Annotated in this window: 20 protein-coding genes; 18 read left to right on the top strand and 2 right to left on the bottom strand. The window is 38.3% G+C overall.

Features of this window, described 5'->3' with window-relative positions:
• Positions 1-26: 26 nt before the first annotated feature.
• Positions 27-260 (bottom strand): 30S ribosomal protein S20, encoded by a 234-nt coding sequence (gene rpsT, locus JW886_RS08185; RefSeq protein WP_075526203.1) that lies wholly within the window; start codon positions 258-260, stop codon positions 27-29.
• Positions 261-590: 330 nt separating this feature from the next.
• Between rpsT and JW886_RS08180 the strand changes: the two genes are divergently transcribed.
• From JW886_RS08180 to JW886_RS08170, 3 genes are all read left to right on the top strand, one after another.
• On the top strand, positions 591-1103 hold the full coding sequence (locus tag JW886_RS08180) for an HD domain-containing protein (RefSeq protein WP_075526202.1): 513 nt from the start codon (positions 591-593) through the stop codon (positions 1101-1103).
• A 204-nt stretch (positions 1104-1307) separates the two neighbouring features.
• Positions 1308-2222: a diacylglycerol/lipid kinase family protein gene (locus JW886_RS08175; RefSeq protein ID WP_075526201.1), complete on the top strand. Its 915-nt coding sequence runs from the start codon at positions 1308-1310 to the stop codon at positions 2220-2222.
• Positions 2223-2329: 107 nt separating this feature from the next.
• Positions 2330-3046 carry a Bax inhibitor-1/YccA family protein gene (locus tag JW886_RS08170; protein ID WP_082272354.1) on the top strand — a complete coding sequence of 239 codons (717 nt, stop codon included), beginning with the start codon at positions 2330-2332 and terminating at the stop codon, positions 3044-3046.
• A gap of 190 nt (positions 3047-3236) precedes the next feature.
• On the opposite strand, the gene JW886_RS08165 is transcribed toward JW886_RS08170, so the two are convergent.
• On the bottom strand, positions 3237-4085 hold the full coding sequence (locus JW886_RS08165) for a Cof-type HAD-IIB family hydrolase (protein ID WP_075526200.1): 849 nt from the start codon (positions 4083-4085) through the stop codon (positions 3237-3239).
• Positions 4086-4379: 294 nt separating this feature from the next.
• On the opposite strand from JW886_RS08165, the gene JW886_RS08160 reads away from it, so the two are divergent.
• The 15 genes from JW886_RS08160 to pstB (JW886_RS08090) all read left to right on the top strand — a co-directional run bounded on the left by JW886_RS08160 (position 4380) and on the right by pstB (JW886_RS08090) (position 21889).
• Complete coding sequence (locus tag JW886_RS08160; RefSeq protein WP_200407378.1) at positions 4380-5801, top strand: NCS2 family permease; 1422 nt, start codon at positions 4380-4382, stop codon at positions 5799-5801.
• Positions 5802-5943: 142 nt separating this feature from the next.
• Positions 5944-7023 (top strand): YdcF family protein, encoded by a 1080-nt coding sequence (locus JW886_RS08155; protein WP_205871820.1) that lies wholly within the window; start codon positions 5944-5946, stop codon positions 7021-7023.
• A gap of 74 nt (positions 7024-7097) precedes the next feature.
• Positions 7098-8072, top strand: a complete 975-nt coding sequence (locus JW886_RS08150; RefSeq protein WP_205871819.1) for a competence protein CoiA — start codon at positions 7098-7100, stop codon at positions 8070-8072.
• Between the two features lie 87 nt (positions 8073-8159).
• Positions 8160-9965, top strand: coding sequence for an oligoendopeptidase F (gene pepF / locus JW886_RS08145; RefSeq protein WP_205871818.1), 1806 nt, complete (start codon positions 8160-8162; stop codon positions 9963-9965).
• A 2-nt stretch (positions 9966-9967) separates the two neighbouring features.
• The gene (locus tag JW886_RS08140) at positions 9968-10654 is read left to right on the top strand and encodes an O-methyltransferase (RefSeq protein WP_205871817.1); all 687 of its coding nucleotides are present in this window, start codon (positions 9968-9970) and stop codon (positions 10652-10654) included.
• 160 nt (positions 10655-10814) lie between these two features.
• On the top strand, positions 10815-11744 hold the full coding sequence (locus tag JW886_RS08135) for a peptidyl-prolyl cis-trans isomerase (RefSeq protein ID WP_200407373.1): 930 nt from the start codon (positions 10815-10817) through the stop codon (positions 11742-11744).
• Positions 11745-12008: 264 nt separating this feature from the next.
• A complete protein-coding gene (gene alaS / locus JW886_RS08130) occupies positions 12009-14627 on the top strand; it encodes an alanine--tRNA ligase (protein ID WP_205871816.1) in 2619 nt (872 codons plus the stop codon).
• Positions 14628-14732: 105 nt separating this feature from the next.
• The gene (locus JW886_RS08125) at positions 14733-15293 is read left to right on the top strand and encodes a GDSL-type esterase/lipase family protein (protein ID WP_205871815.1); all 561 of its coding nucleotides are present in this window, start codon (positions 14733-14735) and stop codon (positions 15291-15293) included.
• A 77-nt stretch (positions 15294-15370) separates the two neighbouring features.
• Positions 15371-15838, top strand: a complete 468-nt coding sequence (smpB, locus tag JW886_RS08120) for an SsrA-binding protein SmpB (RefSeq protein WP_075526192.1) — start codon at positions 15371-15373, stop codon at positions 15836-15838.
• Between the two features lie 196 nt (positions 15839-16034).
• Complete coding sequence (locus JW886_RS08115) at positions 16035-16922, top strand: phosphate ABC transporter substrate-binding protein (RefSeq protein WP_075526191.1); 888 nt, start codon at positions 16035-16037, stop codon at positions 16920-16922.
• A gap of 398 nt (positions 16923-17320) precedes the next feature.
• Positions 17321-18172 (top strand): phosphate ABC transporter substrate-binding protein, encoded by an 852-nt coding sequence (locus JW886_RS08110; protein WP_075526190.1) that lies wholly within the window; start codon positions 17321-17323, stop codon positions 18170-18172.
• A 146-nt stretch (positions 18173-18318) separates the two neighbouring features.
• A complete protein-coding gene (gene pstC / locus JW886_RS08105; protein ID WP_075526189.1) occupies positions 18319-19242 on the top strand; it encodes a phosphate ABC transporter permease subunit PstC in 924 nt (307 codons plus the stop codon).
• Positions 19242-20129, top strand: coding sequence for a phosphate ABC transporter permease PstA (gene pstA / locus JW886_RS08100; protein WP_075526188.1), 888 nt, complete (start codon positions 19242-19244; stop codon positions 20127-20129). Before pstC ends, pstA begins: the two co-directional genes overlap by 1 nt.
• Before the next feature lie 81 nt (positions 20130-20210).
• Positions 20211-21020 (top strand): phosphate ABC transporter ATP-binding protein PstB, encoded by an 810-nt coding sequence (pstB, locus tag JW886_RS08095; protein ID WP_075526187.1) that lies wholly within the window; start codon positions 20211-20213, stop codon positions 21018-21020.
• Between the two features lie 107 nt (positions 21021-21127).
• On the top strand, positions 21128-21889 hold the full coding sequence (gene pstB / locus JW886_RS08090; protein ID WP_200407368.1) for a phosphate ABC transporter ATP-binding protein PstB: 762 nt from the start codon (positions 21128-21130) through the stop codon (positions 21887-21889).
• The last annotated feature ends 45 nt before the right edge of the window (positions 21890-21934 follow it).

Below are 21934 nucleotides of genomic sequence, written 5' to 3'. Positions count from 1 at the left end.
TCTGTCAGAGCTGACAGAAATTTTAATTAGCCAAGTTTAGCAGCAAGACGTGATTTATCACGTGCAGCTTTGTTAGCATGAATAAGGCCTTTTGATGCAGCTTTATCGATTGATGAAGATGCAACTTTGAAAAGCTCTTCTGAAGGTGCTACTTCAAATTTTTTGATAGCAGTACGCATTGCAGATTTTTGTTGAGCGTTACGTTCGTTTGCGATTTTATTCAATTCAGCACGTTTGATTGCAGATTTGATGTTAGCCATTTTTTATCTCCTTTATTACTTTTCATAGAAAAGTGGTTGATTTAATGTCCCAGGTGGGCACACTACACCCTCCAAGATTTTTCTAATACCTATCAATTATACAGGAAAAATACTTTTTTGTAAACTATTACTGGTCTATTTTTTTGAAAAAATAGTGGGAAATGACCTTGAAAATAATAAACAAATAAATATGGGAAATCAACTTTTAGGCTAGGGGAGGAGTAATCATAAGAGTTTAATTTAACAAACTAAGGGTTATAAAAGAAAATTTTAATTAAAAAAAAGGGCATATTGTATTGACAATAGGAAATTTAGTGTTATAATCGAATCATGAATTTAGATGAAAAACCGTGGTTCAACGATGCAGAATATATGAGTTATGTAGGTCATCTATTGGAAATGGATGAACTAAAAAAACTTGATGAAATCACACATCACTACACTTCTACCCGCTTGCAACACTGCTTGAGAGTAAGCTATGTGAGCTATGTTATTGCAAAAAAACGAGGCCTTAATGCTAAAGCGACAGCGAGAGCAGGTCTTTTGCATGACCTTTTCTACTATGACTGGCGCGAAACAAAATTTGCTAAAAGTCATGCTTATGTCCACCCGCATATCGCCTACCGTAATGCGCGCAAGCTGACCACTTTGTCAGAGCTTGAAAAAGATATCATTATCAAACATATGTTCGGTGCAACAATCAATCCGCCACGCTATAAAGAAAGTTGGATTGTGACAGCAGTAGATAAATATGTGGCAACCTTAGAAGGGTCAGCCAATCTTAAATACAAATGGAACAAACGTAAACATTTCAAACGTTTACCTTCTTTCAGCTTGGATTAAAATTTTTTAAAAATGTATATTAGAGGAGCTTGTCAGTTATTGACAGGCTCTTTTTATTTTACTGACCCTGCTGTCAGTAACTTATGAAGGATAAAAAAAGACAAAAACAGGCGAAAGTGTATTTTTTAGAGGCTATGTTATAATATAGAAGGAAGAGCTGGCATTATTTTTAGGAAAAAAGGTGTCAAATGTAAGGAGTCTCGTATGAAAAAAGTAAAAGTTTTCTACAATAAAAAGTCAGGAAATAATGATCAAGAAAAAGTATTGCAAACTATTAAAGACTTCTTTGAACGGGATGATAATAAAGAATTTGAACTTGAATTTGTCAATCCAGAGAGTCCTAAAGAGGCAGTGGCACTGGCTAAAAAAGCCAGTGAAGAAGAAACAAATTTGGTTATAGCCTTAGGAGGGGACGGTACCATCAATAAAATTTGCGGCGGTGTTTTCGAAGGAGGAGGCAAGAGTCTGCTTGGAATTGTTCCCAATGGTACAGTAAATAATTTGTCCAAATCTCTTCAGATTCCGCAAAAATTAGAAGAAGCCCTTGAAAATCTAAAAGAGGGGGAAGTTCGGAAGATTGATATTGCAAAAGTGAATGAAGACTATATGATGTCAAGTCTGACTTTAGGAATACTTGCTGATATCGCAGCAAATGTTCGGACGTCTGAAAAGAAAAAATTTGGACCATTAGCTTATCTCAAAGATGCCTATAAAGTTTTGCGTTATAATAAAACGTATCATATTGAAGTCACATATAATGGTAAGACAGAGCATCTTAAGACAAAATTATTACTGATCACCATGACAAACACGATTGGTGGGATGCAAGCCCTCTCGCCTGAAGCTAAAGTTGATGATGGACTCATGCGTGTTTATTCTTTGAAAGAAATTAATCTTTTGAAGATTCTCTTACATCTCCGTAAGTTAAGAAAAGGTCAATTTGAAAATTTCACAGAAATGAATCATTTTGACACCGCACATTTGAAGATGGCGACACGCTCACAGCGTAAGAAAGATATCCCTTATTCACGAATTGATGGAGACAAAAGTGATCCACTTCCACTTGAAATCAAGGTTTATCACAAAGCCTTAACGACCATCACACCAAAAGAAGTATGAGTTGCGTTTTGAGTTAAGGGAAAAATCAGCCTTAAGTCGGATGACAAGGCGACAATTTTTTGATAGAATAAACTTAGAATTAAATTAAAAATAGGAGGCCAAATTTAATGCAAAATATGAATGATAACGATATTATCTTTGACCAACAAAGAGATGGCTTGAACGCCTTTTTCAGCAAGATTTATGCGCTGATGGGAGTAGGAGTGCTCGTTTCTGCGCTGGTTTCTTGGATAATGATAACATTTTTTCTAGATAACATGACTGCAATTCTCCAAAGTGGAAGCTTATTCTTCTTAGTGCTTTGGATTATCCCGCTTGTGATGGTTGTTTCGCTGCAAAGCTTAGCGATGAAGAATTCTAAAATGGCACTACCCATCTTTATCGGTTATGCAGCATTTATGGGATTTTTGATTAGCTTTACTTTGCTTATGTACACAGCAACAAGTATTACTTTAGCTTTTGTTACAGCGGCGGCCATGTTCTTTGGACTTTCGCTCTATGGACGTCTAACAAAACGTAACCTCTCTGCAATGGGTAAAGCTCTGGGAGTTGCTGTTTGGGGGCTTATCGTTGCTATGTTTTTGAACTTTTTTGTTGGTGGGACTGCTTTAATGTTCGTGACGAGCATTGCTGGGGTAGTGATTTTCGCTGGTTTAATTGCTTGGGATAATCAAAAAATTACCCAAGTCTACAATCATAATAATGGACAAGTGAGTGATGGTTGGGCTATCTCTATGGCCTTGGCACTCTACCTTGACTTCCTCAATATGTTCCTTTTCTTACTTCGCATTTTCGGTATTGCAGGTGGAAACAATCGTGATTAAAAATAAGAAACCTGAGCAAAAGCTTAGGTTTTTTTAATGCTATGAAAAGGAGCCTTTTAAGAGAGGGAAGTTACTAGTGAGTCATGTTTCTTTTTTGCTAGTAGGTAGACCCGTTCACATGACTAGAAAAAAGAACTGACAAGAAAAGGTCAGTTCTTTTGAAGATGAAGCCTGAAGTGATGTTTGAGTCTCATAGAGGAGTGTTTTGTTCTGGCATGAGGAAGAGTTTTTCGAGTTGGCGTGCCACTCCATCCTCATCATTCGTCCATGGTAAAATTTCGGTGGCATATGGCGTTAAGCGAGCCGAAGCATTTTTCATGGCAAAAGCATTGGGGGCGAGTTTGAACATTTCGATATCATTATGTTCATCACCGAAAGCAATCAGGTTTTCCACTGAAATATCTAAAATTTTGAGTAAATATTTCAGGCCAGATGCTTTGCTGATTCCTTTAGGGACAACTTCAAGAATACCGTTCGGGCCACCCCAGACTCCGACATCAATCTTGCCATTATAATGCCGTTTCATTTCAGCAGCAAGCGCTAGTTTATCTTTTTGTCGTGTTGAAAGCAGAACTGCGTGTGGGTTGTCAGTCACTCGGTCAGCCCTTAGACGATTATAAGGTTGAAAACGTTCCACACCAAAAAGCTGGGGTTCAACATTTTTGAAGGTGTTTAAGAAAAATTTTCTACGGTATTCAACCGCGAAAAAATTAAGATTGAAATTTTGTTGGTGACGCAGAAGATCAAAGATAAAGGAGCGGTCAATATAATGAGCTTTGGTATAAGGCCAGTTACGATCATTGGGCATGGAAATGAGTGCTCCATTAAAGTTAATGACTGGGCTTTTTAATTCCAGTTCGCGATAAACCTCAAGCGACATCCGAAAAGGTCTACCCGTTGTAATGCAAATAATATGACCTAAAGCTTCTACTCGTTTAAAAACATATTTTGTATACCGACTTATTGTCCGTCCGTCTGATTGTAAAGTTGTCCCATCAAGGTCTATAGCAATAAGTTTTCTTTCCTTAACATTTTTCATCGAAACGCCCTTTCACATCGTATTCTCTCAATTTAACTATTATAACATACTTGGATACCTCAGTCCTTCTTAAAATACAGCGAACAATAACCACTGAATCCTAAAACAAGTTCGATATTTCCGAACGATGAGCACTTTTTTGAGAAAAAGACTGAGTTAAATCTTGTTTCCTTAACTAAAACTGATTAGAATAATAATATAATCTTTTTAAATTTTATGACGGATGTTGTTGAACGATGTCCAACTTTTTATCAAAAGGGGTAAAATCTTACCCCTAAAAAGGAGAAATTATTTGTGAACAAGTTCTTTAAACTTGAAGAAAACGGCACTACAGTTGGCCGTGAGATAATGGCAGGGGTGACAACCTTCTTTGCTATGAGCTACATCCTCTTTGTCAACCCACAAGTATTAAGTACAACGGGTATGCCTGTCCAAGCAGTATTCTTGGCGACAATTTTAGCTTCAATTGTTGGGACATTGGCCATTGCGCTAATTGCGAACGTCCCTTATGCGCTCGCTCCAGGTATGGGGTTAAATGCCTTCTTTGCCTATACCGTTGTCCTTTCTCTGGGTTATACCTGGCAAGAAGCATTGGCGATGGTCTTCATCTGTGGTGTGATCAATATCATTATCACTTTTACTTCCATTCGGAAGGCCATTATCCTAGGTATTCCAGAAAGTCTCCAGCACGCAATTGGTGGTGGGATTGGGATCTTCATCGCCTATATCGGAATTAAAAATGCTGGTTTGCTCCGTTTTCTTGCAGATCCAGGGACTTATGTGAACAATCATGGAACAATTACTGCTAATTCCTCAATTGTACCGGAACTTGTGACTTTCAATGATCCGGCTGTTCTTATTGCCTTAGTTGGTATAGTCGTTACCATGTTCTTTGTTATCCGGAAGTGGAAAGCGGGGATCTTACTGTCTATTTTGATTACGACGATATTAGCCCTTCTTACTGGTGTAGTTAAAGTAGATGTTCACACTTTGTTTGCAGAAAACAACTTGGGTACAGCGATAAATCAGATGGGAACAACATTTGGAGCTGCTTTTGGCCCTAAAGGTTTTGGAACACTCTTTTCTGATTCTTCACGTTATATAGAAGTATTGATGACTATCCTTGCCTTTTCATTGACCTCTGTTTTTGATCCAATTGGTACCTTCATTGGAACAGGACGTGCGACAGGAATCTTTACGGATGAAGATCTGAAAGATATGGAAACAAGCCATGGTTTCTCTTCTAAAATGGATAAAGCTTTGTTTGCTGATATGATTGCTACTCCAATCGGAGCCATTTTCGGAACATCAAACACAACCGTTTATGTTGAATCTGCAGCCGGTATCGGAGCAGGAGGACGTACTGGTCTTGCCTCTGTTGTAACAGCGATTATGTTTGCTATCTCAAGTTTATTCTTACCACTACTTGCAATTGTTCCAACACAAGCAACGGCACCAATCTTGATTATTGTTGGGATGATGATGCTTGGATCATTTAAAGAAATTAAATGGGGTGATTTGACTGAAGCAATTCCTGCTTTCTTTGCCTCAGTATTTATGGGACTTGCTTACTCAATCTCTTATGGGATTGCAGCAGGATTCATTACTTACATCTTTGTAAAACTCTTTACGGGTAAAGTAAAAGAAGTCAAACCTGTTATTTGGGTGGTTGCGATATTGTTTATTATTAATTTCGCCGTACTTGCTGTTTTATAACCTCAAAAACTTATCCAAATGGGATAAGTTTTTTTATATCGAGAAAAATATATTTCTATCTGAGTTATTCACAGTTTGAGATTTTTAAAAAGGAAGAGGCTGGCTAGTTTGAAGCAGCTAGAAAATATGATAGAATAAGCTCATGGAAGATTATGGATTATTTATTATTGGGGTAATTTTAACCTTATTTTTTGCCGGGATAACTTTTCTGTTTTGGTGGGAAATGCGACAATTAAGAGATATTAGAACCCTTCGCTTAGGGCGACTCTCTTTTTTTTATCTAATCAGTTTGTGGATTACGGTCAATGGGATTATTGGGAGTGGTTTGGTCTTAACAGAGCTGCATCAAAGCGTCCTACTTAGCTTACTAGCCTTTGAAGTATTTGTTTTGCTTTTTTTACCTTTTGTGATTGGTATTGTGGTTCCGATTAGTATTGTTGTCTTAACAGTAAAAATGTGGCGCCGTGAATCTAAATCCATCAGTAACCTCTTGCTGCCAATTGTCGTGTTTGCCTTTTTAATTATTGACTGGATTTATTTGTCTATGGGAAGATTGCCTGACAGCTGGACTTGGTTGAAAATTTTGAGTATGGTTTATCCTGCACTCTCTGTTTATCTTGCTTGGCAATTTGGTATTTTCTTTTTGTCAAGTTGGGTCTATGGAAGGCGGGTTCGTAAGGAAAAGGCTCCTTATTATGTGGTGCTAGGGGCTGGACTTATTCAAGGTGAAAACGTGGGTAAGCTTTTAGGAAATCGGATAAAGGCTGCAGTAAAAGCTGTGCGTGATGAAGAGACAATACTCGTATTTTCAGGAGGTCAAGGAGAAGATGAAAAAATTCCTGAGGGTTTAGCAATGCAACGCTATGCTGTAGAGGAATTGGGGTTCCCATACGAGCGCACGATGGTTGAGGATCAGTCACGCACAACCTATGAGAATCTTGTCTTTTCTTCTCGTTTGATTCAAACAAAATTTATATTTTTCACCTCAGATTATCACGTTTTCCGGGCAGCACTCTTTGCTGCCAAGTTAGGTCTGAATGCCCAAGGGGGACGAGGAGGAAAGACCGCCATGTACTATCGGGTTCCTGCCTTTCTTCGTGAATTTATTGCGGTAATGAATTATGAGAAGAAAAAGCATATCATTTGGGTGAGTCTTATTGTAGTTTTCTTTGCCTTTCTTTCTATCTTCACAGCAATCCTCTACCAAATTAACATCAATTAGTGAAAATAAGTTGCTGACAGAGCTGTCAGTGACTTTTTTTGTGACAAAGTCTCCTTTTTTACGTATACAATAATATGCTGACTGCCGTAGATGAAAAAAATTGCCTGATTAACTTGCTAGAAACCCTTCCCGCCTCACGAAGTAAACAATATTTTTGTCCATTCTGTCATAGTGAGGTGGTTTTTAAAAATGGCTCCATCAAATTACCCCATTTTGCGCATAAGCAGTTGAAAACATGTACGTTAGGGAACGAAAATGAGTCAGAGCAACATCTGATGCTCAAAAAAGAACTTTATGAATGGCTGAAAGAAACAGAATCAGTGGAAATTGAACATTACTTACCAGAGCTTAGGCAAACCCCAGATCTATTAATTAATGGGAAAGTTGCCCTAGAAATTCAATGTTCCCCCCTCTCCTTGAAACGGCTGCATGAGCGTACAATGAATTATCGCTTACATGGTTTTAAGGTGGTGTGGTTAATGGGGAGAGATTTATGGTTAGGTAATCGTTTAACAGAATTGAAAAAACAACTGCTTTGTTATTCCGAAAATCACGGTTTTCATTACTGGGAATTGGATCTAACTAAACGTGTGTTAAGACTACAGTCCCTGATTCATGAAGACTTAAGGGGACGGTTGTTTTATGTGACACATTCCTTTTTGTTTAAAGAAAAACCGCTTTTGGACTGCTTGAGAACTCCATTTGTTCAGCAAGAGCTTTTAAAAATGGCTGTTTACCCGGATAATCAATTGCAACACTTTATCCACAAGCAGCTTTTCCACAAATCCCCGAAATGGTTACATCTCCAATCGTTATACTATCAGAAAGGTAAAAATATCTTAGATCTGGACTTTATGCGTCCTTACATTGCCCCACCTGGATTAAATCTTCTTGTTCCTTTTATGGATAACCTAACAGGATCCTCATTTGAACAACTCTCTAAAATTCCTGTAAGCTATTATCAAAATTTTCTGGATGTGTTCCAAAAGAAGAAAATTGAGATACTCTATCCACCGCGGTTCTATGCTATAATGAAGAAACAAAAATAAGGAAAACTTGGCAACTAAAAATAGGGGAGAGATTGAGTCCTTTCTTATTAATTAACGAGTATCCTGCGGCTAAAAGGAGAAGTGACGATGGCTAAAGAAAGAAGTGAAATTCAAGAAGCGCATACATGGGACTTATCCACCATTTTTGCGACTGACGAAGCTTGGGAAAAAGAATTAGAACATGTGAAACAGAGTGTCGAAAATTCTGGGGAACGCTTTTCGGGACATTTGCTTGATTCGGCACAGAGTCTTTTAAAGATAACAGAAGTTATGCTAGAATTGTCTCAAAAGGTTGAGAAACTATATGTTTATGCCTCTATGAAGAATGATCAGGATACACGTGTAGCGAAATATCAAGAATATCAATCCAAGGCATCAAATTTATATGCGAAGTTTGGGGAAGCCTTCGCTTTTTACGAACCTGAATTTTTGACTTTACAACCCAGTCAATTGGATGAAATGATGGGGATAGCACCAGCTTTACAAGCTTATCAACATATGTTTGAACGCCTATTTGCTAAAAAACAACATATTCTTAGCCCTAAGGAAGAAAAATTGTTGGCTTCTGCGAGTGAAATTTTTGGGAGTGCTTCAGAAACTTTCGAAATCTTTGATAATGCTGACATTACCTTTCCTAAGGTGAAAAACGAAGAGGGTGAACAAGTTCAATTAACACATGGCAACTTCATTACTTTAATGGAGAGCAAAGATAGATCAGTTCGTAAAGCCGCTTACCAGGCACTATACAGCCATTATGAACAATTTCAACACACCTATGCAAAAACACTACAAACAAACGTGAAAGTTCATAATTTTAATGCTCAAATTAGAGGTTATCATTCTGCACGTGAAGCTGCTTTAGCGCGTGATTTTATCCCTGAGCGCGTATATGATATTCTGATTGAAGAGATAAATCAAGCTCTTCCACTACTGCATCGATATATGAAACTCCGTCAAACCGTTCTGCAACTACCAGACCTTAAAATGTATGATGTTTATACACCGCTGTCCAAATTGGACTATAAATTTAATTACAAGGAAGGGGTAGAAAAGGCAAAAGAAGTTCTAGCGATTTTTGGTAACGAATATCGTAGACGGGTAGAAAGTGCCTTCAAAGAACGATGGATTGATGTCGAAGAAAATATCGGAAAGCGTTCAGGTGCTTATTCTGGAGGTTCTTATGATACCAAGGCTTTTATGTTATTGAATTGGCAAGAAACATTAGATGATTTGTTCACCTTAGTTCATGAAATGGGCCATTCAATGCACAGTACTTTTACTCGAGAAAATCAACCTTATGTATACGGAGAATATCCAATCTTTCTTGCGGAGATAGCATCAACTACTAATGAAAATATTTTAACAGAGACTCTATTGAAAGAAAGCGAAGACGATAAAGAACGTTTTGCTTTACTTAACCACTGGCTAGATAGTTTTAAAGGAACAGTATTTCGTCAAAGTCAGTTTGCAGAGTTTGAGCAACTTATTCATGAACAAGATGCAAGGGGAGAAGTGCTTACGAGTGAATATCTTAACCGTTGTTACGCAGAACTTAATGAGAAATATTACGGTCTTTTAGCTGATGAAAATAAAGAAATACAGTATGAGTGGGCTAGAATTCCGCACTTTTACTATGATTTTTACGTTTTTCAATATGCAACGGGATTTGCAGCTGCAAGTTACTTAGCAGAAAAAGTTGTGCACGGTAATGATGGAGATCGTGAAAAATATATTGATTATTTGAAAGCAGGGTCATCTGCTTATCCCCTTGATGTCATCTCAAAGGCCGGCGTTAATATGGCTTCAGGAGAATATCTAACCGCAGCTTTTGATTTATTCGAACGTCGTTTAACTGAACTAGAAAAATTAGTAGAAAAAGGAGTACATTTATAAGTATGGTTGACACCTATAAACGCACAAGTAATCCTATGATGCATCGTCCTGTTGTAAAACCAGAGCTGGTGAAATGGATGCGTGAAAGTCAAACACAACTTTCAGGAGAGATTACAGAGGTACTTTCATTTGCTAAAAATAATAATATTCCGGTAATTCCTCACGAAACGGTACTGTATTTTCAAATGCTTTTAAGTTTGTTGCGTCCTAAGAGAATTCTTGAAATTGGAACAGCGATAGGTTTTTCGGCTTTAGTGATGGCCCAAGCGTCACCAGAAGCTGAGATTGTTACCATCGATCGAAATCTGGAAATGATTGAACTTGCAAAAGAAAACCTGTCTAAATATGACCATCGTCAACAAATTATTTTAAAAGAGGGTGACGCACAAGAAGTACTGACAGAGCTGTCAGGAGCTTTTGATATTATTTTTATGGACTCTGCCAAATCAAAATACGTAGAGTTTCTTCCTAGAGCAATGGAGCTCCTTGCTCCAAATGGGGTCATTTTGATGGATGACATTTTCCAAGCAGGAGAGATTTTAATTCCAATTATGGAAATAAAAAGGAATCAACGGGCGCTCGAGAGAGGGCTGAGACGGTTATTTGATGAAGTTTTCGATAATCCAAAATACCTGACAAGCGTTTTACCCTTAGGGGATGGGTTGTTAATGATTAAGCGCGCAGAATAAGTTACTGACGATACCGTCAGAGAAATCCAAAAGGATGATGTGGTTGAATTTGCATAATTAAAGTTTTATTTAACTTTTTATGTTATAATTACAACAAGTTAGAAATATACCGCTATTTTAACCAGTATGTTTATAAGAACATTATTCGAAGGAGAATATTTTGAAACTCAAAAAACTCGGATTAGTTATGGCAACAGTTTTTGCCGGCGCAGCACTTGTTACCTTGTCTGGATGCTCAAACGATGATTCTGCAAGTAAGGATATCATTACAATGAAGGGTGATACCATACGTGTTTCTGATTTGTATAAAGAAGCAAAACAATTTCCATCTATGCCTACAACAACCTTGCTCCAAAACATGACTTTTGATAAGATTTTTGCAAAAGATTTTGGAAAAGAAGTCACTGACAAGGACGTCAGTAAGCAAGTTAAAGAGATTAAAACTCAATATGGAGATCAATTTTCTTCAGTGCTTCAACAACAAGGTTTGACAGAAGCTAGCTTTACTCCTTACATGCGTACTCAAATGTTAGAGCAAGCTGCAATTGACCATGAAATCAAGTCAACACAATATACAAAAGCCAATCTTGAAGCAGCGTGGAAAACTTACCATCCAGACGTAACTGCTTATGTTGTAGCAGAAACGTCAAAAGACGCTGCAGACAAAGCTTTAGCAGCTGCTAAGAAAGATGATGCTGGTAAAGCAAGCTTTGAGAAAACAAATGCATCTAGCAAGGTAACGTTTAATTCTACTTCTACAACTGTACCAAGTGAAGTTCAAACCGCTGCCTTTAAACTTAAAAATGGTGAGTTTTCAAATGTAATCGAAGCAACAAATTCTTCAACTGGTGCAAGTTCTTATTATATTGTTGAAATGGTAAAAACTTCTGATAAAGGAAAAGACATGAATAAGTACAAGAAAGAACTTCAGTCTGTTATCAAATCAGAAAAAGAACAAGACACAACTTACGTAAGTAGTGTCATTGCTAAATACTTGAAGAAATACAATGTAACAGTGAAAGAAGAAGCATTCTCAACACTCTTCTCTCAATTTACACAAACTTCATCAACTTCTTCATCCTCTAAATAATTTAGAGAATAAAAATTGACTTTAAAGAGAGCTCAGAGTGGTGAAAATGGGTAGGTCAATGTTGTGCTTAAAAGCAGCGATAACTGCTTTAACAACCGAACTAAGATGATAGAAATTCTATCGTGAATAAGGGTGGTACCGCGGTATAACTGTATACGCCCCTTTGTTTACGGTGGAATTTTATTGTTTTATTGTGAATGTATTAACAAAGATTGTGAGAAAAGTTTAACCTCAATTTTAAACTTTCATAAAAGGAGAAAAATAATGAAAACCATGACTTCCGCAGAAGTTCGCCAAATGTTTCTTGACTTTTTTAAATCAAAAGGTCATGCCATTGAACCTTCACAAAGTCTTGTCCCTGTCAATGATCCAACTTTGCTTTGGATTAACTCTGGGGTAGCAACACTCAAAAAATATTTTGACGGGTCAGTCGTTCCAGAAAATCCACGGATTACCAACGCTCAAAAAGCGATTCGAACTAACGATATTGAAAATGTCGGTAAAACAGCACGTCACCATACCATGTTTGAAATGCTAGGTAACTTCTCAATTGGTGATTATTTCCGTAAAGAAGCAATTGCTTTTGCTTGGGAATTATTGACAAGTTCTGAATGGTTTGAATTCCCCGCAGAAAAACTTTACATCACTTATTACCCAGCTGATAAGGATACTTATAATCGTTGGGTTGAAGTTGGGGTAGATCCAACACATCTTGTGCCAATTGAAGACAACTTTTGGGAAATTGGTGCTGGTCCTTCTGGTCCAGATACAGAAATTTTCTTTGACCGTGGAGAAGTTTATGACCCAGAACATGTGGGCTTAAAATTATTGGCTGAAGATATTGAAAATGACCGTTATATTGAAATCTGGAACATTGTGCTTTCCCAATTTAATGCAGATCCATCAATCCCGCGTTCAGAATATCCTGAATTGCCACAAAAAAATATTGATACGGGAATGGGACTTGAACGAATGGTTTGCATTATTCAAGGCGGAAAAACAAACTTTGATACAGACTTATTCTTACCAATCATTCGTGAAATTGAAAAACTATCTGGAAAAACGTATAGTCCAGACAGCGAAAATATGAGTTTCAAAGTGATTGCTGACCATATTCGCTCACTCTCGTTTGCTATTGGTGATGGTGCTTTGCCAGGAAATGAAGGACGTGGTTATGTTTTACGTCGCTTACTTCGTCGCGCGGTTATGCATGGTAAAAAATTGGGAATTCAAGGGAAATTCTTGGCTTCACTCGTTCCGACTGTTGGGAAAATCATGCAATCCTATTATCCAGAAGTGCTTGAAAAACAAGATTTCATCATGCAAATCATTGATCGTGAAGAAGAAACGTTCAACCGCACGATTGATGCGGGTCAAAAATTGATTGATGAACTTTTGGTAAATCTTAAAGCTGAAGGAAAAGATAGACTTGACGGGGCAGATATTTTCCGCCTCTACGATACTTATGGTTTCCCTGTGGAATTGACAGAAGAATTGGCAGAAGATGAAGGATTCAAAATTGACCATGAAGGATTCAAAGTAGCCATGAAAGCTCAACAAGAGCGTGCACGTGCTGCTGTTGTCAAAGGGGGTTCAATGGGCGCTCAAAATGAAACCTTGTCATCTATCGAAGTAGAATCAGAATTCCTTTATGAAGATAAGACTGCGCAAGGAAAATTACTTGTAGCTATACAAGACGATGAAATTGTTGATGAAGTTTCTGGGAAAGCTCAACTTGTTTTTGATGTGACTCCTTTTTATGCTGAAATGGGTGGTCAAGTGGCTGACCATGGTGTCATTAAAGATGCTGAGGGTCAAGTTGTGGCTAATGTATTAGATGTACAACATGCGCCTCATGGCCAAAATCTTCATTCCGTTGAAACAGTTTCACCACTTAAAGTTGGCGAAAGCTATACTTTAGAGATTGACCAAGAACGCCGAGCTGCTGTTGTGAAAAATCACACAGCGACTCACTTACTTCATGCTGCTTTGCATAATATTGTTGGGAATCATGCACTACAAGCTGGTTCACTTAATGAGGTTGAATTCTTACGTTTTGACTTTACGCACTTTGCACAAGTGACTAAAGAAGAATTGACTGAGATTGAACGTCAAGTTAATGAAGTAATTTGGCAATCATTAAAAGTTGAAACAGTTGAAACTGATATTGCTACAGCCAAAGAAATGGGAGCGATGGCCCTCTTTGGTGAGAAATATGGGAAAAACGTTCGCGTTGTAAAAATTGGCGACTACTCTATCGAACTTTGTGGTGGAACACATACACAAACAACTTCTGAAATTGGTTTATTCAAGATTGTTAAAGAAGAAGGAATTGGTTCTGGTGTTCGTCGGATTATTGCTGTAACAGGTCAAAAAGCTTATGAAGCCTTTAAAGATGCTGAAAATACTTTGAATGAAGTAGCAACAATGCTTAAAGCGCCGCAAACTTCACAAGTTTTAGCAAAAGTTACTAGCTTACAAGATGAGCTTAAAACAGCTCAAAAAGAAAATGATGCTTTGGCTGGAAAACTTGCAGCAAGTCAATCAGATGAAATTTTCAAAAATGTGCAAACAGCTGGTTCTCTCAACTTTATCGCCAGTGAAGTAACTGTTCCTGACGCTAATGGTTTGCGTAATTTGGCAGATATTTGGAAACAAAAAGAACTTTCAGATGTTCTTGTTTTAGTTGCTAAAATTGGTGAAAAAGTAAGTCTTTTAGTGGCTTCTAAGTCATCAGATGTAAAAGCAGGTAATTTAGTTAAAGAATTAGCACCTTTTGTTGATGGTCGTGGTGGTGGAAAACCAGATATGGCCATGGCTGGTGGTTCAAAAGCAGCAGGAATTCCTGAACTTTTGGCCGCAGTTGCTGAAAAATTAGCTTAAAAAAATAAATATCGTAGATTTTCTACGATATTTTTTTATTTTCTGGATATGGGTCAATAAATATTTATGGTAAAATGATGAAAATACTTGAAAGAGATGCCTAAAATGAAGATTACAATTTTTGGAGATTCAATTACCAATGGTTTTGGAATGGATGAAGGAGGTTCGTCAAATATTATTGCAAGGTTAATTGAAAAGAAAAAATCAGGTGTTGAAGTTGTGCTTCACGGAATGAATGGAGATGATACTTATGGGGCTTTGCTACGTCTAAAGTACGTCGTGGAAGAAGCGGCGGATTTAAACTTTGTATTTTTTGGAGCAAATGATGCTTCACCGTATCATCTTATAAGACCTTGGGAATTTCAGGAAAACCTATTAAGAATCGTCAGCGAGCTTGGAAAGCAAAAGACGGTGCTTGTTACCCCTCCGTTTTATAACGATGATGCACCGATGCATTATAGTCGACTTTCTGAGGTACAGCTCTTTAGGAAAGCAATGCTTGATTTAGCAAATTTGAAAGGAATTCAGTTACTTGATTTCTATCAAGTGATGATTAATCATGAAAATACAAAGGAATTGTTAAGAGCTGATGGTTTACATTTCACTGAAGCAGCCTACCTTCTTTTAGCAGATGAAATAGTGGGTTTCTTGGAGAGAGCAAATTAAAAATAGCTTAATCTTCTTCTGATTGCTTGAGACTTTGTGGTAAAATAGAATTAAGAGATTCAGGGAGAATAATAGATATGGTAAAAAATACAGTAGATAAGCCGTTAGCTCAAAATAAAAAAGCGCGGCATGATTATGAAATTTATGAAACTTTTGAAGCGGGGATGGTGCTTACGGGGACGGAAATCAAGTCGGTTCGTCAGGCAAAAATTCAGCTTAAAGACGGCTTTGCACGGGTGAGAAATGGAGAAGTTTGGCTTTCAAATGTCCATATTTCTCCTTTTGAACAGGGAAATATCTTTAATGTTGATGAGCTACGTACTCGTAAATTATTATTAAAAAAAGCCGAAATCAATAAGATTGAAAAAGAACTTTCAGGTTCTGGTGTAACTTTAATTCCTTTAAAAGTTTATCTTAAAAACGGCTTTGCCAAAGTTTTGATGGGGCTAGCGCGGGGTAAAAAAGACTATGATAAACGAGAAAGTCTTAAACGTAAAGAACAAAATCGAGATATTGCACGCCAATTAAAGGCCTATAATCGTTAAAAAGTTACTGACCAGTGGGTCAGTAACTTTTATTATCGTACTGAAGTGAACAAAACAGCAAATATTATAGAATTTACATAGCATTTACTTAGTATTTACGAAGTGTTTACAAGCAAGAAAGGTTTTCAGTGATAAAATAGTTTTGTAAGCAAAAGTGCTTAACAATTCATTAGAAAAATTATTGGAGACCTCTTTTATGAAAAAGAAATTTCTTGTTGGTATGATCGCTGCTGGAGCACTCTTGACACTTGCGGCTTGCGGCTCAAATGATGCTTCATCAAGTTCTTCGTCAAGCAAGAACTTGTCAGGTAAAATCATTGCCGGAGGCTCGACAGCGCTACAACCTTTAGCACAACAATCTTCTACAGAGTTTATGGCAAAAAATCCTAGCGTACAAGTCACTGTCCAGGGCGGTGGTTCAGGTGTAGGGTTGACGCAAGTTGCGGCAGGTTCCTTCCAAATTGGGAACTCTGATATTTTCGCAGAAGAAAAATCAGGGATTGATGCCTCGGCAATCACCGATCATAAAGTCGCTGTTGTCGGCTTTGCACCAATAGTAAATGCGAAATTAGATGTGAAAAATTTGACCTCTCAACAACTGCAAGACGTCTTTACAGGTAAAGTAACAAACTGGAAAGAAGTGGGCGGGTCAGATCAAAAAATTACCGTCATCGGTCGTACAGAAGGCTCTGGTACACGGGTTAACTTTGATCAATTTGCACTAGGTGGAGCGACAGAAGTTAAAGGTCCTACACAAGATGCTTCCGGATCTGTTGTACAAATGGTTGGACAAACTCCTGGTGCCATCTCTTATGTCGCACTCTCCTACGTTGAGACGAGCAAAGAAATCAAATCCGTTTCGATTGATGGCGTGGCACCCACAGAAAAAAATGTCGTAACCAATGATTACAAAGTTTGGTCCTATGAGCATATGTACACTAACAGTAAAAAAGAAACAGCCGCTGATAAAGCTTTCATCAAATATGTAGCCAATAATGAAAAAGACATCAAAAAATTAGGTTACATCCCCATCAGTGATATGAAAGTAGAGCGCGATGCAGAGGGGAACATTACCCAAAAATAAAAAGAAATGTAGGCGTTGTTACTTTATAGCTGCAGCCAACCAAGTGGTCGGTTGTGCTGACGGTTCTTACTTTGTTCAACGGAAGTGATATTAAAATTCTTCTTCATAAATTAATTTTTTTAGTACTGACCGCTTGATAAGTTATTTAAGATAAGAAAATTTCAAAAAAGAGCCGCCAGTACAGCTGACCAGCCTGTCAGTAAGGCAACAGGAAAACTGATAAAAAGGTGCTGTAAAAACTTATAAAATTTAGATTTCATGATTTCCCTCATCGAAGTCGGCTGATGATGCTCAACCCCTTGTGAAGTTGAGCATTTTACGCTGTTATTTACAAAACATTTACATAGAAAACCTGTGATTTTTCTTAAATTGTCCCTTCATTATGGTATAATTAAGGCATGAAGAAGAAAATTTTTATCGCTTTGATGGCAAGTTTGGGCTTGTTTGTTTTGACCGCCTGTGGTGCCGGAAACAAGCAAGTGACGGCGGGAGGTTCTACCGCACTTCAGCCGATGGTTGAGCATGCCTCGATGGCCTATATGAAACAAAATCCTGATGACATTATTATGGTGCAAGGCGGAGGATCCGGTGTTGGATTAGCTCAAGTTGTGGCAGGTTCTTTTCAAATTGGGAACTCTGACATCTTTGCTGAAGAAAAATCAGGGATTGATGCAGATAAAATTATTGATCACAAAGTTGCTGTAATTGGCTTTGCTCCGATTATTAACAAAAATATTAAAGTTTCAAATTTGACTCAAGAGCAAATGATTGATATTTTCAGTGGCAAAATTACCAACTGGAAAGAAGTAGGTGGACAAGACCAAAAAATTACGGTCATTGGACGTGCTGCTGGATCGGGTACACGAGTTAACTTTGACAAGTATGGTTTGAATGGAGCGACAGAAGTAAATGGTCCTACACAAGATGCCTCTGGTTCTGTTGTGCAATTGGTTGGACAAACTCCTGGCGCCATCTCGTATGTTGCTTTCAGTTATACCGAAAAACCTGGAGTAAAAGCAGTCACGGTTGATGGGGTTAAACCTACTTACGATAATGTTAAAACAAATGCTTGGAAGATTTGGTCTTACGAGCACATGTACACCAATAAATCAAAGGACAATACGATTGAAAATAAATTCATTGAGTATGTTCAAAATGATAAAAAAACGCTTGAAGAGTTAGGTTATATTCGCGTGTCTGAAATGAAAGTTGATCGAGACGCTGATGGAAATGTTACTAAAATTAAGTAAACTTTACTGACCAAGCTGTCAGTAAGTTCGAACAGTTAAAACTGGCGCAAGTCAGCTTTAATTTGTGTCCGATTGCCTTTTTTTCAAAATAAAAAAACGGCATTTGTCAAGCAAAATGCAAAATGAATAAATATAGTTAGGTCCCTATGGAAAATTCAAAAATCAAAGAAAAATTGCTCTCAAGCAATAAAAATTCTAAACTCGAAAAATTTGGTAAGAGTTTGACATTCTTGTGTATCGCTCTCATCGTTTTTGTAGTTGGCGCTATCTTAGTATTTGTGGCTCAAAAAGGTTTGTCCACTTTTTATTCAGATGGGGTTAATCCATTGCGCTTCCTTTTTGGTACAGATTGGTCACCAGGAAATCTTGGTCCCGATGGTAAGCCAGCTGTAGGTGCGCTGCCAATGTTTACAGGTTCGCTGATTGTAACGATTCTTGCAGCGCTTGTTGCGACACCATTTGCTATTGGTGCGGGGATCTATATGACAGAGATTTCACCGAAATACGGAAAGAAAATCTTGCAGCCTGTTATTGAACTTTTGGTTGGGATTCCATCAGTAGTCTATGGATTTATTGGTTTAACGGTGGTCGTTCCTTTTATCCGTGGTATCTTTGGGGGGACTGGTTTAGGACTCCTTTCTGGTGTTTTTGTTCTCTTTGTTATGATCTTACCAACAGTCACTTCAATGACTGTTGATGCGCTTAAATCTGTGCCGGGTTACTACAAAGAAGCTTCTCTTGGGCTTGGAGCAACGCGCTGGCAAACAATTTGGCGAGTGCTTTTACGTGCTGCCGCCCCTGGAATCTTGACGGCCGTTATCTTTGGGATGGCTCGAGCTTTTGGTGAAGCTTTAGCGATTCAGATGGTGGTTGGTAATGCGGTGACCATGCCTAAGGATTTGATTTCCCCAGCATCAACGTTGACTTCAATCTTGACGTCAGGTATTCCAAATGCAACACCGGGTATCCAACTTAATGCCCTATGGTCATTAGCCTTGTTGCTCCTGATCATGTCGCTTATCTTTAACCTCGCAATGCGTGCAATTGCTAAGAAAGGAAGTCTGAAATAATGAACGCTAAACGCTCTGACAAGATTGCCACTGGCGTGCTCTACGTCCTTTCTGGCATTATCGTTGCTATTCTAGCCTTTTTGCTGATTTATATCTTAGCTAAAGGGATTCCTCATATTTCATGGAAATTTATCACGACAGCTTCTAATCCTTTAACAGGGGGAGGGATCGCTGTACAGCTTTTCAATTCGATCTATCTTTTGATTGTGACACTAATTATTTCCATTCCTTTGTCACTGGGTGCTGGTATTTATCTTTCTGAATACGCCAATCAAAAACACTGGTTGACTGGTGTGGTGCGTTCTGCGATTGAAGTGCTTTCGTCTTTACCTTCTATCGTAGTAGGGCTTTTTGGGATGTTAATCTTTGTACTTCAATTTGACCTTGGCTTTTCCGTTCTGTCTGGAGCTTTGGCCTTGACGGTCTTTAATCTTCCTTTGATGACACGTAATGTGGAAGAGTCATTACGCGCAATTCCAACGTCTCAACGTGAAGGGGGCTTGGCGCTTGGAATGTCCCGCTGGGAAACGGCTACTCAAGTTATCTTACCGGCCGCCGTACCAGGGATTATTACAGGAGTAATCTTATCTTCTGGACGGGTATTTGGTGAAGCCGCTGCGTTAATCTATACTGCGGGTCAGACGAACCTTCCAATCAATTGGGCCAACTGGAATCCAATGAGTTTAACCTCTCCTCTCTCACTTTTTAGACCAGCGGAAACCTTGGCTGTACATATCTGGGCTTTGAACACAGAGGGAACGATTGCGACTGCTCAGCAAATCTCTGCAGGTGCATCTGCGGTATTGATTATCTTTGTCTTACTTTTCAACTTAGGCGCACGTTTCCTTGGTAATCGAATCCACAAGAAATTAACCTCATCAAATTAATGACGGTAAATAGAATAGGCGGCTTTGTCACTTATAAAAGTGATAAGAAAAACCGCTGAACTTTTAGTTAAAAGGAATATTATGGCAACAACTTATGACTGGACTCAGCGCAAAATAATGGTGCCTGAGCAAGAAGAAATTGCATTATCTACCACTGATTTACGCGTATTCTATAATGGCACAAAAGAAGCAATCCATGGGGTTACCATGGCTTTTCCAAAAAATGAAATTACGGCATTGATTGGACCTTCGGGATCTGGTAAATCTACCTATTTGCGTGCGCTCAATCGGATGAATGATACAATTGATGGTGCACGTGTGACAGGTGAAATTAATTATGAAGGGGTCAATATTAATGACGCTAAAGTAAACGTATTTGAAGTCCGTAAGCAAATCGGAATGGTTTTTCAACGACCTAATCCCTTCCCAAAATCTATCTATGAAAACATCGCTTTTATCCATCGTCGTGAAGGAGTTAAGGATAAGAAGAAATTAGATGAAATTGTCGAAACTTCTTTGAAGCAGGCTGCTTTGTGGGACCAAGTGAAAGACAATCTTAATAAATCTGCGCTGGCAATGTCTGGAGGACAAGCACAACGGCTTTGTATCGCTCGTGCTCTATCTGTAAAACCAGAAATTATCTTGATGGATGAACCCGCATCAGCTCTTGATCCGATTTCAACAATGCAGATTGAAGAAACAATGATGGAATTGAAAAAGAATTATACGATTATCATCGTCACTCACAATATGGCACAGGCTTCACGTGCCTCTGATAACACCGCCTTTTTCTACTCTGGTGATTTGATTGAATATGATAAGACAAGTACAATCTTTACACAACCTAGCCTAAAATCAACTGAAGACTATGTGTCAGGGCATTTTGGCTAGAACTAAAGTTCGACTTTGCCCGTGCTAAGGGTTTTGCCCTAAAGCCCGCTGACATAAGAAAAGAAGATGACTGACCAGTTGGTCAGTAACTGATAAAAAGGGAAAATATGGAAAAAGAAGCAGTTTTAACAGTCAGTGACCTTTCACTCTATTATGGTAAGAAAAAGGCGCTGAATACCATTAACATGACATTTTATAAAAATGAAATCACCGCACTGATTGGTCCATCCGGCTGTGGGAAATCTACACTTTTACGTTCAATCAACCGAATGAATGATTTGATCCCAACAGTGACGATCACAGGTGCGATTGATTATAAAGGGAAAAATATCTATAGTCCGAAAATCGATACGGTTGATCTACGTAAAGAAATTGGAATGGTGTTCCAACAACCCAATCCCTTCCCCTTTTCAATCTATGAAAATGTCGTATATGGCCTAAGATTAAAAGGCGTCAAAGATAAAGCCTTGCTTGATGAAGTGGTAGAAAATTCGCTCAAAGCGGCAAACATCTGGGATGAGGTCAAAGATATTTTGCACAGTTCAGCACTAGGCTTATCAGGTGGTCAGCAACAAAGGGTTTGTATCGCACGTGTCCTTGCCGTCAATCCTGAAATTATCCTGATGGACGAGCCGACATCGGCCTTAGACCCGATCTCAGCTGCTCGTGTAGAGGAAACGATGTTAGAGTTAAAAGAAGACTATACCATCGCCATAGTGACGCACAGTATGCAACAAGCCTCACGGATTTCTGATCGTACGGCCTTTATGCTAGACGGAAATTTGGTGGAATATAATGATACCAAGAGCATCTTCCTTAATCCAGAAAAACAAGAAACTTCTGATTATATTTCAGGTAAATTTGGTTAATCAACTGGCCACAAAACATGTAAAACTTAGCTATTTCCCCTCAGC

Origin of the sequence: Lactococcus taiwanensis (genome assembly GCF_017068355.1) — a bacterium.
GTDB lineage: Bacteria > Bacillota > Bacilli > Lactobacillales > Streptococcaceae > Lactococcus > Lactococcus taiwanensis.
Note: the sequence above shows the minus strand (reverse complement) of the source record. Positions and strands in the feature narration are given on the sequence as shown.